The sequence below is a fragment of the Flavobacterium circumlabens genome, assembly GCF_004345565.1.
GTDB lineage: Bacteria > Bacteroidota > Bacteroidia > Flavobacteriales > Flavobacteriaceae > Flavobacterium > Flavobacterium circumlabens.
In genome coordinates this window covers 248,857-265,762 of record NZ_SLWA01000002.1, presented here as the reverse complement: position 1 = coordinate 265,762, position 16,906 = coordinate 248,857, and the positions used below count along the sequence as shown (strand labels likewise).

At 36.0% G+C, this 16,906-nt stretch carries 12 protein-coding genes; 5 read left to right on the top strand and 7 right to left on the bottom strand.

What is annotated here, in order from left to right; translation table 11 throughout:
* Positions 1 to 97: 97 nt before the first annotated feature.
* The 5 genes from EV142_RS05745 to mobA form a co-directional block, all read right to left on the bottom strand.
* A complete protein-coding gene (locus tag EV142_RS05745) occupies positions 98 to 769 on the bottom strand; it encodes a DUF4145 domain-containing protein (RefSeq protein ID WP_127337597.1) in 672 nt (223 codons plus the stop codon).
* 157 nt (positions 770 to 926) lie between these two features.
* Entirely contained in the window at positions 927 to 1,646 is a 720-nt protein-coding gene (locus EV142_RS05740) for a hypothetical protein (protein ID WP_127337598.1), read from the bottom strand.
* Positions 1,647 to 2,130: 484 nt separating this feature from the next.
* The gene (mobC, locus tag EV142_RS05735; protein ID WP_127337599.1) at positions 2,131 to 4,137 is read right to left on the bottom strand and encodes a conjugal transfer protein MobC; all 2,007 of its coding nucleotides are present in this window, start codon (positions 4,135 to 4,137) and stop codon (positions 2,131 to 2,133) included.
* A gap of 15 nt (positions 4,138 to 4,152) precedes the next feature.
* Entirely contained in the window at positions 4,153 to 5,457 is a 1,305-nt protein-coding gene (gene mobB, locus EV142_RS05730; RefSeq protein WP_127337600.1) for a conjugal transfer protein MobB, read from the bottom strand.
* 1 nt (position 5,458) lies between these two features.
* Positions 5,459 to 5,896 (bottom strand): conjugal transfer protein MobA, encoded by a 438-nt coding sequence (mobA, locus tag EV142_RS05725; protein WP_127337601.1) that lies wholly within the window; start codon positions 5,894 to 5,896, stop codon positions 5,459 to 5,461.
* 732 nt (positions 5,897 to 6,628) lie between these two features.
* Here mobA and EV142_RS05720 point away from each other — a divergent pair.
* The 5 genes from EV142_RS05720 to EV142_RS05700 are packed head-to-tail and all read left to right on the top strand — an operon-like array spanning position 6,629 to position 9,618.
* Positions 6,629 to 7,396: a ParA family protein gene (locus tag EV142_RS05720; RefSeq protein ID WP_127337602.1), complete on the top strand. Its 768-nt coding sequence runs from the start codon at positions 6,629 to 6,631 to the stop codon at positions 7,394 to 7,396.
* 4 nt (positions 7,397 to 7,400) lie between these two features.
* The gene (locus EV142_RS05715) at positions 7,401 to 7,817 is read left to right on the top strand and encodes a DUF3408 domain-containing protein (RefSeq protein ID WP_127337603.1); all 417 of its coding nucleotides are present in this window, start codon (positions 7,401 to 7,403) and stop codon (positions 7,815 to 7,817) included.
* A 7-nt stretch (positions 7,818 to 7,824) separates the two neighbouring features.
* Positions 7,825 to 8,091, top strand: a complete 267-nt coding sequence (locus EV142_RS05710; RefSeq protein WP_238160831.1) for a DUF3408 domain-containing protein — start codon at positions 7,825 to 7,827, stop codon at positions 8,089 to 8,091.
* A gap of 2 nt (positions 8,092 to 8,093) precedes the next feature.
* Positions 8,094 to 8,729 carry a conjugal transfer protein TraD gene (locus EV142_RS05705; RefSeq protein ID WP_127337605.1) on the top strand — a complete coding sequence of 212 codons (636 nt, stop codon included), beginning with the start codon at positions 8,094 to 8,096 and terminating at the stop codon, positions 8,727 to 8,729.
* A gap of 34 nt (positions 8,730 to 8,763) precedes the next feature.
* Positions 8,764 to 9,618, top strand: coding sequence for a hypothetical protein (locus EV142_RS05700; protein ID WP_127337606.1), 855 nt, complete (start codon positions 8,764 to 8,766; stop codon positions 9,616 to 9,618).
* A gap of 261 nt (positions 9,619 to 9,879) precedes the next feature.
* Here EV142_RS05700 and EV142_RS05690 read toward each other — a convergent pair whose 3' ends face one another.
* Together EV142_RS05690 and EV142_RS05685 are read right to left on the bottom strand one after the other, a co-directional pair.
* Positions 9,880 to 10,602, bottom strand: coding sequence for a hypothetical protein (locus EV142_RS05690; RefSeq protein WP_127337607.1), 723 nt, complete (start codon positions 10,600 to 10,602; stop codon positions 9,880 to 9,882).
* Positions 10,559 to 16,843 carry an ATP-binding protein gene (locus tag EV142_RS05685; protein ID WP_132033485.1) on the bottom strand — a complete coding sequence of 2,095 codons (6,285 nt, stop codon included), beginning with the start codon at positions 16,841 to 16,843 and terminating at the stop codon, positions 10,559 to 10,561. Before EV142_RS05685 ends, EV142_RS05690 begins: the two co-directional genes overlap by 44 nt.
* Positions 16,844 to 16,906: the final 63 nt, after the last annotated feature.

The following is a 16,906-nucleotide window of genomic DNA, read 5'->3' as shown; positions in this document are numbered from 1 at the left end:
TTAAGCCTTATTTTCGAATTTGCAAAATCATTGCAAATACAGAAACAACTTTTCATTGAGTCAATTGCACAAATCCGTTGTAGCTATTATGAGTCGTTTATTTTTTTGTTCGAATTTGTTTTTTCATTTGAATTTTCATTGCTTTATGATGTAATTCGTACATATCATCGATTGTTGATTCCAAAATTTCAATAGCTAATTTGATTTCATCAACACTTGGTTTTGATAGTTCGTGAAGTGCTTCATTTCCAATAAATCTTAATTCATGTAAACTAGTTGCACTACTCTTTGTCAAAAAGCCACTTTCAAATAATCCTTCAATTTTACCTTCTAAATTTTCCTTTAAAACATCATTACCTTTTCTGTCTTTTACCATAATTCCCTTTATGGCTTTATCAAGACATATACCTTCAATTAATGCACGTAATCCTCCACAACAAAGAATAAGTTGTTCATTATTAAAAGCATCAATAGTCTCGCGATATAAGCTTTTTAGCTTTATTGTGAGATTACTAAAATTCTTTATTGAAATGCTATTTGGACCACGTTTAGGATAAAGCTCTTGCATATACTGTGGAATGTCATCATACGATTGTATTTGCGGATTTGTTTCCAATCTTCTGAATGAAATTTCATCGCAGCCACTACATTGTATAATTTGATAGTCAATTTCTTCCCACCAACCTTCGCCGTCGTCATATGAAGTTTTTTCTTCTTTCACTACAACTTGATTAGTAGGTCTACTACATTTATTACAATAACTTTTCATAATGGTTTTTTGCTAAAAGATTTATAACGTTTTGGCACTTGCCGTGGTTAGGACTTTTAAAACCAAGCATCTCGGCTAAACGAAAATACAAATTAAAACGGTAATTTCACTAAATTCGCAAACCGCTACAGATGTGTCTTGTGTGTCGTTGCTTTTACTATCCTATTTTTATGAGGCAATATTTAAAGGTTGTTTTCTCAATTACTGAAAAATCTTTCCAAGTTATTTCATAATCTTTTAGTAAGTCCAATTTATAAAAATTTTCTTTACTGCATGTCCAATGTTCTTTTGACTTAATGTTACACCAAACTTTATTTTCATTAAATATGAATCTACTTTTATCAAGTTTGCTATAATTCCAACTTAAATCAGAACGATTAAGAATTACGCCATTATGGAATGAAAAATGTTTGTCAATATTGTCTTTTTTAAAAACATTTTTTTCAAAATATGCATTATCATTAGTTAGAATTAAAACATAACCATATTTATAATTCAAATTACTTGATTTATAATTTTCAATTCTATAAATATCTTTTCTAAAGCTATATCTTCCTGCGTCTTGTGCGCCATGTTCCGCTAAAATGTAATTTTCGTTATTATGAAGAATATTTGCTTTTCTTGTTTTGTATTTTAATTCAATTGGATAAGAATCTCCACTAGTATCCATTACTATTATATCTATTGGAGCACGAACAGCTATTCCTTTCCCATTTCGATTAATCATTTCTAGTTGTACAGGTCTTTCAAGACGAATTTCAAATTCGGGATTATTTTTTTTGATATTAAAAGCTAAAGCTAATTTTAAATCATCTTCAGAATGAAATATTGGTCTTTGATTTTGCAGTTCGATAATTGATTTTTCAAAAAAATCCATAGTTATATTTTATGTCAGTTTCCGTTTTTTTTTGCGATGACGCACAAATTGTATATAGTCGAAACAAACATTCTTTTACACACACACACACACATTTTTGGGTAGATTGGCGAAGGTTGTTTCGCTTTTATCTATCTCAAATATAAATTATTTATTTTACAAATCATCAAATGGAGTTTTTATTTATTGAATACTTTTCTTACTTACATCAGCATATATTTAGATTGTGGACTTTAAGAACTAAGTACCATTTGTTAATAAATAAAAGTTGTCTTTAGTAGTCGTAATGAATCTTGCACGAAGTGTTTTGTAATGTATTGGCCAAATAATGTTACAAGTAGCTAAATCAGCTTAGTTCCTCTGTAAATGACAAAACTTATTAGAACAAATACTTTTTTTTAAAATATAAAAAATCTATTGTTTGAAGGAAAGATTGCTTATTCGGATTGAAAACTGACGATAAATTTATATTTATACATTGCCTTTAGGCTTCTCTTTTTGGTAATAAATGCTGTAGATTTGGATCGTTCTTGATGCGCTCCATTTCATCGGACACTATCCCGATAATATCCTGTTTGATTTGTTTGTAGTTGGCCTCAATTTCAGCTTTCATCGTATCTTCTCCCTGATCATTTACAAATGAAAGTATTTCTGGGATTTTCTGGTAGGTTTTAGTTTCAGCAGCCACTTTCTCATTATCGACCACAATCTCTGCATGAAAGATCTTTTGTTCGATACGCTCCTCAAAATTATCGGAAACGGCTCCCACAAACATTCCCTGTGTCAGGGTAGATATTTTGGAGGCCGGTATGAGACTTTCCAGTTGTGTGGAAATGGAAGTTGATTTATCATTGCGATTGATAGTCATACTCTGGCGCTGCTGCAATATTTTACCAAAACGTTCCGAAAGGCTTTTTGCCGTTTCTCCCACTACCTGTCCGCTGAAAATATTACCTACCGTATTTTGAATTACCTTACTTTCTTTATCCCCATAATCGCGGGTCAATTGTGAATAATCCTGAAACCCTAAACATACAGCTACTTTGTTGCTTCGTGCTGTCGCAATAAGATTGTCCAGTCCCCTGAAGTAAATAGTAGGCAGCTCGTCTATGATTACCGAACTTTTAAGCTGTCCTTTTTTATTGATGAGTTTGACAATACGTGAATTATATAATCCCAAAGCTGCCGAATAAATGTTTTGTCTGTCGGGATTATTACCTACGCAAAGGATTTTAGGTTCGTTAGGATTATTGATGTCCAGTGAAAAATCATCACCGGTCATTACCCAGTAAAGACTTGGGGAGATCATACGGGACAATGGTATTTTTGCTGATGCGATCTGACCTTGCAATTGGTCTTGTGCACCTCCCTGCCAGGCATCCATAAACGGCGATAAATAATTCTCCAGTTCGGAATATGTCGTCAAAATGGTAAATACATCGGCATACTTTTTATTTAATAATTCAATTGCGTGAGGGAAAGTGCAGTATTTCCCGTTATCATAAATCTTTAAAAACCAGATGATGGCAGCCAAAAGGATAATCGGGCTTTCCACAAAAAAATCACCCTGCTTCTGTATCCAGGAACGGTTCAGGTTGAGCATGATGGTATAAGCAGATTCATAAGCATCGGATATGTCAGTCATAAAATCAGGATTGATCGGATTGCAACGGTGGCTTTTTCGCGGATCGTCAAAATTGATCACGTAAAATTTGGGCTTTACTTTGTACTTATCCGTATGCTTCAATAAATGATTATAGGCAATTGTAGAGAGATCATCGAACTTAAAATCGTAGATGTACATGGAAAAACCTTTCTCAATCTGTTGTTTGATATAATTGTTTACGATGGCATAGGATTTACCTGAACCCGGAGTACCTAAAACAATGGTTGCACGAAACGGATTTACAATATTAATCCAGCCGTTGTGCTGTTTTTTATGGTACCAGAATTTAGTTGGCAGATTGACAGAATACTCATTTTGCATTAGCTCGGTTTCTTGCATGAAACTTTCATTCTCGGTATTAAATACATCATCCATAAGGCTGTTTTTGAGCAGCCTGCTCATCCATACACCTGCCATCAGCAGGGCAATATATCCCAAACTCAGGGTGAACATATATAAAAATGCTGCCATTTCAACAGGAAGACTGAGTAATGGGGTATTGAGAAAGAAAAAAACAAAGCCTATTGTGAGCGCTGTATAGATTTTGCCCCAGGTAATCTTTTCGTTTTTCACTCCCTTACTGCCCAGACAGCTTAACGCCAGAAGAACTAAAGCAAATAGTTTCGTATACAGCGTATGTGAAAACAGTCCTGCAGTCCGCTGAAAGTTCCCCAGTATTTTATCAATAATAGATAATGTCCACCCTTCTTCTTTGAAAAACCCGTAACAAAACCAATAACAGTGCATCAGTACTAATAAAATACTGACTCCTCTCATAAACTCCATAATCTTGGCTAATCCCCTTAAGTCATCTTCTCCCTGCATAGCTGTTATTTTTAATTATTTATTATTGTTTCTTCGCTTTTTCTTTTTCCTTAGACGATCTGCAAAGGCTTGTTCCTCAAAATCTTCTCCCTGAGCCTCAGGCAATAATCCGCCTAAACCTTCTATAGTACTATGACTGTCAACAGCATATGCAGGACTTTCATAATGTAGAAAATCAAACAAATCGTGAACTTTGTCCGTTGGTAAGCTTTCGGATATTGCTGCTTGGGTGGAAATTGTTTGTGGTTCTTCTGCATTTATGATTTCCGGTTTTTGTCCCTCGTTCCACCAATGGTTAAATACATTGGCTAAAAATTCTTTTCCTAAACGCGAACCATTCCATACTGATTTAGAATTGTGGTCAATGAATGTAATGCCATAAATGCGGCCTGTTTCATTTCGGCGGACAACAACATTAATTCCTTTCTCAGCCAATTGCTTTTTAAAGTCTGGTTCGTCAGTGGCACATTGCAGGGGCGTTTCAATTGCTTTTCTAATTGTAATTCCCGCATCACTTTTTTTAAGAGACGCTGCGGAAACTGTAAAATGATTTAGCAGCTCGATATAACCTGCACTTTTTCCAAAAAGAGAGGCTTTAAAAGGGGTGCTTGTTTTTTCTCCGTTTTCATTCAGGACAAAATAGACCAGCCCTTGTTTGGGCTTTCCATGTAACTCTCCTCTGACTTCTTCTGCTGTAATATTAAACAGCGATAACAAAGCATTATATTCCCCTAAACTTTGGAACTGATAGGATTTGGGCAGGTACCGTATCACTGAAGCGATCTGTACTTTAAGATCATTGCTCTTGTAATTCACTGGGCGAAATGCCCTCTGGTTCTGTTTGGGATCTTTCTCAGCAGCGCAGGCTAATTGGTGTTTTTGTTCCAGCTCCCGGCATATATCCATCGAGCGTCTACGCTCATAACTGTCGGAAATTTTCCGGCCTTCTTCATCTATACAGACCGATACAATATGAATGTGGGTGCGTTCAATGTCGGTATGTTTGAACACTACATAAGGCTGCTGGCCGTATCCCATTTTTCCCATATACTCCTGCGTAATAGCATTAAATTTTTCATCACTGACATTATCCTTTGGGTCCGGATTCAGAGAAATATGCAGAACCGTTTTCTCCGTTTTACGATTCGCCAGCAAATAAGGTTCAAAAGAACGCAGTAGCTGGGCAACAGAATATTGACCATCAGGAGTTTCCAGCATCTTATTGGTAAAGAGAATCTCCGCATTTTCCTTCTCGACTTTGAGTTGATTATAGGAAAGTACACCGGTCAAATTTTGTCCTCTGCCAATTTTAGCTACCATATCACTTGTTGTTTTTACTGTATTTTGCTTCAAATTCCCCTGTTAGCTGTATGATTTTTTGACACAATACTGCCATTTCTGCGGTATGCTTTTCGAGCTTATAGAGATAAGCGGCGGCTTTTTTCTCGGAGAAATTGCGATAAAGCAGCTTTACGATTTGATTGTAATTCACTCCAACGCTCCGGAATTGCCCGTAAAAAGTGGTTAATCGCATATAATAATCCATTGTGGCTTTGTCTACTTTTACGGTCTTAATGGTCTTCTGAAAGATACAGGCAGTGATAAAATGGGCCATTACTTTCATTTGTGACTGCTCAAAAAGAGAAAGGAAACGGGCGTTTTCTTCCGCATTTAAGGATATGGAATAACGAAATACAGCGGGATCCGTTTTAGGATTGCGTCCAGATTTCTTTTGTGGTCTGTTAGTATTTTCGGTCATAAAAAATCCATTTATAATTTTATAAAACATCGACTTTGGAGAATGTTTTCCAGCCCCCGGCGGGGCAAGTTGTTTTGAGCGGCGGAATTCATTTCCAGCAGCTCAAAACACAACTTGCTCCTTTCTGGTGAAAGGAAAATCCGCTCTTACAGGCGGATTAATGTTAGCAGGGAAAAACGGCTTTTGGCCGTTTACTTTCTTACCCGATATATCATCTTGTTTTTGCATCAGGCGTTTAATAAAAATTATTTTACAAAGTAAAACACTCTTTAACAGAGTAATGCAGTGTGCTGCAATGCCAAAAACTGCCTTTGGATGCCAAGCAATACCGTAGTAATAAAAGCACATAGATATCTCTATTCCTTTGTATAAGAAAGTAGATGCATGGAGTTTTAAAATCACCTCTGTATCTATCTACAGAGTAATGTAGATACCGAAATTGGAATATAGATAAGCTGCTAATTGTCTATAAGAGTATAAGGAAAAGTAGTCCGCTGATTACCCACTTAAACATTGGGCTATATGTACGCAGATGTAATTGAAACAGTATCTCACTATGCGCACTGCTATCTGAAACGGTAGTACTATACCCAGATAGTTTACTAGGATAATACAAATGTAATCAGGTACGCAGGCCAAGACAAAATTACTTGTGTACTGTAAAAGACATACAATTAACTGTCTGATTATCTACACAGATAAATAAGTACAAATAATTAAAAACAGTAAGAAATGAAAACAGAAAACAAACCCGTATTTATTGCCTTTTCTTCCCAAAAGGGGGGTGTGGGCAAAAGTACTTTCACGGCACTTGCAGCCAGTACGCTTCATTATCGTTTGGGTTACAATGTTGTAGTATTCGATGCCGATTTCCCACAGCTCAGCTTAATGAAAATGAAGACCCGTGACCTGGCGATGGTTATGGAAAATGAGGTTTTAAAAAGGATGGCATACACACAGTTTACCACGATCAACAAAAAAGCCTATCCAATCATTCAGCATAAAGCGGAAGGTGTTTTGGAGGCAGCAAATGATTTTTTAGAATCCTCAACAGTTCCAATAGACGTTATCTTTTTTGATCTTCCCGGAACGGTAAATACACCAGGGATTTTGAAAGCATTGGCAGGGATGCATCACATTTTCACCCCCATTACTGCTGATCGTGTAGTGATGGAAAGCACCCTTGTTTTTACACAATTGATGCGCGATGTCATTATGAAAAAAGGAGAAACGTCCATTAAAAGTATCAACCTGTTCTGGAACCAGGTAGATGGCCGGGAACGCTCCCCTTTATATGGCATCTATAACAAACTTATCAATGATTTGGGATTTAGCCTTATGCAGTGCAGCATCATGAACAGCACACGCTTCCGAAAAGAAAGCGAACTCGATACAAAGTCTGTTTTCCGCTCCACTTTAATGCCTCCGGACAAATACTTGATGAAGGCTTGCCGGTTAGACCAGTTCATGGCAGAATTTTTAAAGATTGTTCAATTATAAAGCTATGGAAAAAGATAATAAGAAAAAAATCACTCCTAACATCGACGAAGCGTTGATGATGGATATAATGGCGGATGGCGTTAAAAAGGAAGGGCTAATACCTCCGGTTGAAGAACACAAACCTTCATCAGAACCGGTACAGGAGAAGCCTTTAACAAAGGAACGCATAAGAATTAAAAGAGGAACTGATACGGACTATGAATCCATTTTTTTCAAGAAAACTGATACCAATGCCCGAGATGGCAAAACGGTGTACATCCAGCCTGATTTTCATGAAAAATTATCCCGGATCGTTCAGGTTATCGGTGAGGATAAGCTGGCGATCTATGCCTATCTAAACAATGTACTGGAATATCATTTTCAAGAATTCGGAGAACAGATCACCAAAAGTTTTAACGAGAAATACAAACCTATTTTATAATGTAACCATGAAGATAAAAATTAAAACTCACAAGAACCGTAAAGAACAATTTAAAAAATTGTTTATGGTCAATCGCTTTTCCTCAGGACGAAGCGGAAAAGTAGTATACCTACGCCCCGAGTACCATGAACGTCTGCTGCGCATTGTGCAATTATCGAGAGAAGAAAAAACTACGCTCTATTCCTACATTGACAATATTATGGAACATCACTTCAGGGAATTTGGCCAGGACATCACGGATTATTTTAATGAACGCAACAAACCAATTCTTTAGTTATGGAAACAATCATTGTGATATGCCTGCTTATCATTATTACCCTGTTGGTACAGGATAAAATTATTATTAAGAAAAGGAAGGAGCAAAACCCAACAGAGGAAAAGACAAATCCAAATCTTCCCGAAATTATGGGGCAGCCTAGACCTATGAGAAGCCATTCAGTGCCAAAGAATGACACTGAGCACCAGATTCAGGAACTGGAGTTAAATCCTGATAATTTAGACATTGAATACGACGAAAACGAAAACGTCGGTATTCAAATTCCGCAAGAAGAACTGGACGAAGTATTCAGTAGAATGCCTGATTTTGAGGAAGAGGAAGAAGAATGGAACAGGTATGGGATATCGGCAGGGAATGACGGTTTTGCCCAGGGGGTTACCTTCGAAGAACTAAGCTCCGTGGCGATGCTGCTCCAAAAAGAAAAATTGGAGCCATCCCAAAAGGAAACAGCGGCCGCCATCGTTCAGAAAATACAGGGAACCGAATTATTCAGCCTGCTGGAAAATTCCATGGAAGGTGCTTCCCGAAAGATAGCTACGCTATTGGAGGGAAGCCTTTCTTCTGAAGCTGATTCCGGTTCTTCTATTTTGCGGAAAAATGATTTGAGTGATTTTGATATTGGGGAGTTTCTTTAGACTTCCCTTTGTCATTCTATAAAAAGAAGGAATTATGGAAAGAGAACTGCCCGAAATTGAAATTGAGGGAACACAATACCTGTTCGACATCGACCAAATGGCTTTGTTTGAAAAAGTAAGACCTGACTACAGAGTACTGCTGGAGGATATGAAAGATTGCGGTACACATTATGAATTTGTATATGATAGAAATTCCAAACGTCTTGACGAATCAAAGACGACCTACGGAATAGATGCATCCGACATAGCAAATGAAATCTTTACAACTGTCAGAATACCCAGAATTTCCGATATGGATCCATTGGGTATATGCAGGAAGTACAATTGCTCGCCTGATGCTATCGGCCATATGACCGACTTTGAAATAATGGTGGATCAGAAAGCTTTTGATTTACGTATAAATAAGGGACTGCTGCCCACTATAGAAATTGCAGGGCATACTTTTTATGTTGATGTACGAATGGACAAGCTAAGACCCAAAGATGATTTCCTTTCACAAGGCATTGTATTTTCCGATATCGAAAGCTACTATGACGGAGATAAAAGAACCTATACCATTCCATACAACCCAAAAACGCATGAATTCCAGGAGCCTGATTATAACAGTATAAAAGCATATCCAAAGGATTTAATAGCTGTTGAATTTCCATCTGAAAGATTATTGGACAGGATAGGTTGGAATCGGAAATATGGATTGGATATTAGCCACGGACTGGTAAAGCAAGGATTAAAATTGCAGTTTACTGCAAAGAATGTTCCGTGGGAAAAAACGTTTCTAGTCGATTTAATTAAAAGCAACCTTAAAACAGAAAAGAGGCTAAAAAAAGCTACCGAAAAACAACTGTCAATCCAGCCAAAACAAAGTAAACAAAAAGGACGCAAAATGTAAATCGAAAAATGCTAAACAGTAAAAGGTTGGTACTTTTCATACTCAATTTCCGCTTAAAAACCACAAATAGCTAATATTCAGACCGCTAGAAAACTCTATAAAAGCTGAGCTATTGGATGAGAGCCTTTCCTCTGAAATTGATGCCAGTTCTTCCACTTTGCGGAAAAATGATTTGGGGGAGTTTGACATTGGGGACTTTGTATAGACTCTTTCCATATCTTGTTAAGGACATTAAATTATTATTTTGACTAATAAATATCATTATTTTGTGCTGCTTAATTTTTTTAGTTCATCTTCATATTTAGCTAATAAAAATGTATTTAACTCTGAGTATTTTTTGAGTTCAGAAACCCTTTTTTTTAATCTCTCAGTATTATATTTTTTTGAAAAATCATCTTGATCGTCATCTTCAAAATCAAAAAATGGACGTTCTTCCACTAAAGAATTGACTATGGTTACCTCAATATTATCATTTGGCAGGTTTATCGTACTTTCAATCCATTCTTTTGTCTTTTCATTTTTAGCATTATTTGTTGCCTGAGTTAAAGCATATTCAATCCAAATTCTGGATGTCTTATCAATTTCTGTTACAATATTTAACCAGGCTTCTACAGAATTGAAATCTGAAATATCAGTTTTTAATTCCGTTAGGTCTCTATTTTGGAAAGGATTAAAAAAATAAGGCTCCTCATTATCAGGATTTAATTTAGATAATGTGGCTAAAATCGGTTCAAAACTTTCTAAAGGTCTTCTTCCTGACGGAAGAGACCGTCGGTGCTCCCATAATTTTAATATTACTTCAAAACACTCTTTTTCAGCAGCTTGTTTTACACTTCCTTCTGATTCTTCAGCAATAACTATTTTTTCAGCAATAAAATGAGCCATCCAACGCGAAAAAGTGTCAACCCCTGGTTCTAATTTAAGCTCCTTAACAAAAAGTTTACCTAAGTTTATAATTTTTTTCTGTAGTTCTAAGTTCTCCATTCGATGATAGTATAAATAGTTTGTGTTTAGGTTTTAAATATTCGTACTTCTCCTCACTTCTTCTATATTTATAGGTAATATCCCTTTTTATTTCAACTTCCAGTAATAAATCACAATTAAAAGTTGAACATAGATGTTTTAAAAAATGTAATGATGCTTTCAATCGTTTACCACTTTGATCTGGATTCTCATCCCTCTCCATTCCCCTATGACTGCTCCATATTTCGCATTTCAAATCAGGATAAGATGATGTTGGCAAATACCAGCTTTTCCCTTCACTTTCTCTAGACAAATTTAACTTGTTTATAAATTCGTCCCCTATTAAATAAGAAGGATAGTCTACATTATCCGCATAAGGATCATATTCATCTAATCCCTTTGAAGCAGTTTCATTCATAAGCCACCCCTTAAGTTCGAAAGGATCTGATTTTATTTCCATTCTTCTTTCTTTATAGTCAGGAAGTTTATAATCGTGAGGATCACTGCAGGTTTCTAGTGCTCTCATTAATGCATTGGAAGTATATTTAGAAACTAAAGCAGAGGTAATTGAAAAACTTTCAGTTCTTTCTCCATCCTTTTCTGTCCACCCTCCTTTAACATTAAGCCACGGATCATCATTATCCCCATTTACAACGAGTAATGCTTCGTAGAAGGATTCTTCCGGCATATCTTTCCTCCAGTTATCATTCATATTTTGAGAAATCCATTTAGGCCTGTCTAATGGAACAGCATCACGATAATCAGAGAGCCATCTACCATTAGTACTAGTTAGTGAATGATCTGAAATCCATTCCTCTAATTGATTATCTTCCCAATCTTCTTTTAAAACCACGGGCATTTTTTCAAGAAGCTTTGCGGCTGCAACCATCATCGAATGATAAGACAAATAAAAATCAAGATTGTCTGTTCTTGGATAATTTCCGTGATCATGCCATGTTTCCCGTTCATTGGAGTATTTATTCCATAAAGAAACACGAGGATCTTTATCATATCCATTCTCTTCTTTTATACTCCATTCCTTAATGAGTACGTCAGCAGCGATATCTTGTGCTTGTTTCCAAGGTATACCAAATACTTCACCCAACGGTTCAAACCAGTAGCTGTCGAAATCCAATCCAAAATAAAAATCATATTCAGTGGCAACTTCATTATTGATATGCCAAGGGCTTTCTATTCTCTCATTATCGCTCACTTTCAAAACGGGCAATTTACTTTTACCAACAGCATTTATTTTAATTAACGTTTCCTCATCGTAGATATCTTCTAAATAAACTGAAAGATTAGCTGCTATTTCAGCTGAAATTTTTTGGATCAGTATATGAGGTTCTCCTATGGAATAATGAACAAATACATCCTTAAAAGGAATCAATAAATCAGGTTTATCAAGAGATATTCTCGCTATAGCGATTAATAAATACTGCCGTGCATGAAGATTATAAAAAGGGAATTCGCAACTGCCAAAAGCATCGGTTTTATCATGTTGCATCCATTTAAACAGTTCTTCAATAACCTTAATACAATTAAACTCAGCCAGCATTCGTACACAATGGGCAGCATTCCATCGCTCAGCCGACCTTGGAGATCCAAGTGCGGACCAAATGAAACCTGCTATTTGATTATTGACATCCATAGATGTGTTAAGCCAATTATTCCATTGCCCATCACCAAAACCTGTCTCAATATGCAGTTCAAATCTTGATATGGCAAAATCAAGAAGATCTCCTGCTTGTACAGCGTCTATTAAAGGAGAAGCAATAGTTACAAAGCCAAAGAATATTTCTGCATTGGAAAACTCATATCCATTTGCCAAGCCTTCAAATATCCCTTCTTTTAGTTTATCTATTTCATCAGGATTTAGATCAAGTTCTAATGCATAGGATTTAATGGAATATGGAGCCGACAATTCCTGAGCATACTTTCTTCCTAGCTGCCTGACCAGATTGGGCCAATTTTTCTTAAAACTAACCTTATTCTTTATTTCATTCGGAAGGGAAGCGAAAAATGAATTTACTTCATAACGGTCTAATTCAGATTCAAGTACTAGATCGATAAATTTCACAACATCTTTTTTGTCTAATCTTTTTAAACCTTCTTTCCAAAATATTTTAGTAGTCCTGTAAATTTTTTTATCTGAGATCACATAAAAGGAATGAAGGCACTTTTCAAAATCAGTAGCATTCAGAATATTCAAATCCCCAAATACATCTTCCCAATTTATATCAGAGCCTTTCTGATCGAATTTAAAAATATCTTTCTCTTTTTTATCTTGTAATAATATTAATTTTTCATTTTTTTTATGGCTAACCAATATACTCTCTAATATATCATTTTGAATATTCTGAATGTGTCCTATATCTCTAATTTTTTTCCAATATTCTGCTGTAGTTCCTTCTCTTTGAAGAAGACAGACGACGTCGGCAAATATTTTCTGCTTTAATTCTAAATCAGATTCCTTTTCTAAGCAGATTGAAAGAAAGTGCTCCTTTTGATGATGTGAAAAGAATCGTGACATAGTCCATCCCAATGAAGGAGAAATTTTACTCGATCCAACCATTTCAATCATCAAGGCTTCTAACTGGTACTCAAACCTTCCAATATTCCTTTCTCTCCACCGACTTAATGCAGCAATTGCTGTTCCACTGGACATTTTAGCACAAACAGCAATTGCTTCACTTCTATCCCAATACTTTTCACGATCTACGTATTCGCCAACAACTTCGGCACATCTAATAAACCGGTAAGCCAATTCATTTGAGATATTATTTTCGATACATGTCTCTTCACTAAGAGATATAAAAGCTTCCCATCTCCTGACTATCTCATCACCAAATTTAGAGACAATATTTACGGCTTCTTCAAAATAAATACCAGCATCATCTGATGCGGTGTTCAATACAGCACGACTAAGACATATATATTTTTCTGCCGCTTCCTCCGGAGTACCGTCATTAATACTTTTAATACGGTAATAAGCCCGTTCTTCAAGGCTCTCTTTGATAAAATATAAATGCGGCAATCTAAAAGCTGCCCTGACTGTGTTCAGTTCAACAGGAATCCACAAAGATTTATTATCCTTAAGACAGGAATCATACAACCAACTAATTTCTTCTTTATTTCCTTTGTTATATAATATTAAAATGGATGACCAGAGCGAAGTAATCTCGTAGGGTAAGCTATCATGAGATTGATATCTATTCGATCTGGCTTTACCTGATTTTTCTTTCGCATTTTTTACTTCCTCTTGGATATTGAAATGATGGGAGCTTATTACTTTAGCTCTTAAAAAATACAAAGGAAATAAGCCACCGATTATTTCTTTGAATTCGTTAATCTCATTATCACGATCATAGTTCTTCTTTTCCTTTTTTTTAGCAAGTTCTTGAGGTAAGATAGCATCAATATCTAATTCCGGCGTTCCATCTATCAAACTTCTGACTGCCAGCGCTTTTAAATAAATAGTACGCTCTGCAGATTGATGTCTGCTATGCACCATCTGTGGTGCCTTTTCAGAAACATAATACCGTAATACATTTAAAATCAGTTCGTAAGATAGATTTCTGTATAAACAAGCTTCTATAAAGGAAACTATTGCTGAAATTATATTTTCACTATTGTAATATTGTTTTGGCTTTTTAATTCGGGACTTTGAACCTGTCATTAGTTTTAAACAAGTTTCAATGAATTTCTTTTCTGGAAATATGCCAATTTTAAACAGTTCACTTACAATTGCTACTGTACAATATGGCTTTTTGGTACAGGCTGCCAAAAAACTATTAACAGCTTCAAAATTTCCAATATCAATAAGTCTTTTTGTCAGATTCTGCATCACATTGAAAACAAACTCTTTGGATGTAAATCTGTTTAGAAAATTAACACAATCAGCTACTCCTTCGATGTTGAAAAATGCATATGCTAATTCTAAAACATCTTCTTTTGTGACTTCGTTTTCAGGACGTTGCTTATCACTTATCTTAAGTTCTTCAAAGTAAATTTGCATCCAGTTTACAGCAGCCCTTAAATACCCTCTGGCTTCTCCTTTGTATTCATCAATTCCTGACAGTAATGAAGCGGTATAAGCATTCTCTGAACCATTCCATCTTCCTTTCAATAAACGTTTAAATGCAATATCCTGAATTTTTTGTTTGTCCTGCAACGCAACAAGCAGATCAATATTGGTCTGAAAAAGTTCTATCTGCCTTTGGTTACCAGCCATTTCTTCACCAGCCCGCATCGCAATCTGAATCGCATCATTGTATTTTTTTGCCCTTAGTGCCGCACGAAAAGCAAATTGCAACCTGTAAACACGTACGTTTCTTGCATCAATGGGATTATCTTCCGGTAAATAACTATCCGAGAGTGCTATTTCAATTAGTTTTTCATATTTCTCCGCTTGAAGATACATGTTCGGCAGAACCTCAGCCACATAAGTATAATGATTGGCTAAAGGTTCCAATATATTTATATAGGTTTCAAAATTTTCTTTCTTTGCTAAGAAAGTTTTTCTAAACCACGTTTCCGTTGGCTCATCTCTGAACTGTACAGATTCATCTGACAACCACAATGAGCGGCCAATATCGGCTACAAAACTTTTTATTGTCTCAATGGTTACAGTCGATGTCTTTGCTAAAATCTCTATTGGAATATGTGGTGGTAAACTAGCTAATCCTAAACATATAGCTTCTATTTGTTCTTGGAAAGAATCTGATAGGGAATCTTTTATTGCCAATACAGCTGTACTTAATTGCATCTCAATCTGCTCTTCAACAGTAATTACTGAAGGGCCTAAACGACTTAGTAATTCATAAACAGATGAAGTATTGACACTTAACGCATTTGCTTGTACACGTGGATTCCCGCTTGTTAAGCGGTGAAATTCCTCGGCGTCTTTCTCATCAGCTTCTGGGAACCATCTCTTTAAATTTATGAATGTCTCAGTTTTAGAAAATCCTTCTAATTTGAGCTGCTCAATTTTAGAAGGTGGCTTTAATAATTCAATACGTTCTGTCCTGCATAACAGAATAAGCTTACATCCATCTGGCATATCCTCACGAAGCAATTCCTTGGCAAAACAAGGATGACTATATTCCTGGGCTGCCATTTCTGCATTATCAGCCGCATCAATTAAAATAAATAGCATGGCAGATTTACTTGTCTGCCTTAAGATTTTTAAGGCCGATTCAATACGCCATAAGAACTTCTTCATAATATCGCTATCCTGAGAAGTATCTTGTACAAGTAATGGATCGCATAACCCTTTTACAGCAAGTTCATTTACGATTTGTACCAACGCATCTCTATGCCTGTGCCGGGGTTCACTACGATTTCTATAGCGTCCAGCTCCAAAACAATCATAAGCTATACCCACTGAATCTGAAGGTAGTGAATTCACTAGCTGCCTACAGAATATGGATTTACCAACACCCCCAGGAGCATGCACTATTGTAGCATATAGGGAATTTGAAACATTCGTGATAAGCTCCCCGTGTTGCTCTCTTTCAATAATATTTTCAGCAGTCTCCCATATAGCAGGAGCCGGAAATAGATCTTTTTCATAGTATATCCCAAAACGCTTTAAAATATCCTCACGTGTAATTGTTCCATCAGAGTCCGGTAAAACTCTTTCCTGTACAAGGGCAACAATACTTTCAATTTGTGCATTATCAACGGCTCCAGCTATAAGCTGCGCAATTTCTAATTTGAGATCATCCTTTTGAATATTGTAGTCTCCTTCACCATCTTTAAATTCTAAAAGTTGGCAGAACTGAGATAGTTCACTGGAGGTAAGTCCGGTGTATTTTTCAATAGTTGTTTTAAACCTGTTGGGAACCTTCTTGTCCTGTGCCAGGAAAATTATATTTTGTTTAAAAGAATTTTCAATCGGTCTGTTGGTAACTACATTAAACGAGAAAGCAAGAGCATTCTTCTTCTGCAAATGCTGAGAAAATCTCTTTGAAAAGCCTTCAATAGTATCTTTTAAATCACTTAAAACAAACGGAACATCTTTTTGAACTGTTGTATGTTTTAATTGATAATACTTGACGTGTTTTTTGTCATTTAACTCTTCATAGTATTCTGAGACATCTATGACATACTCGCCTGCCTTTTCATTTTCCTTGGATCCTTCAATTACAATGCTGCGTAACGAGGCGTTAGGATAAATCAATCCTAAACAACGCCTTGCTGCCCATCTGTAATGAAATACATCACCTGCTCTTGAATATGCGACTAAATTATTTGACATTATTCTAATTTTTAAGACACAAAGCAATTATATACAATCGACTAATATAATACTTTTCTTCAT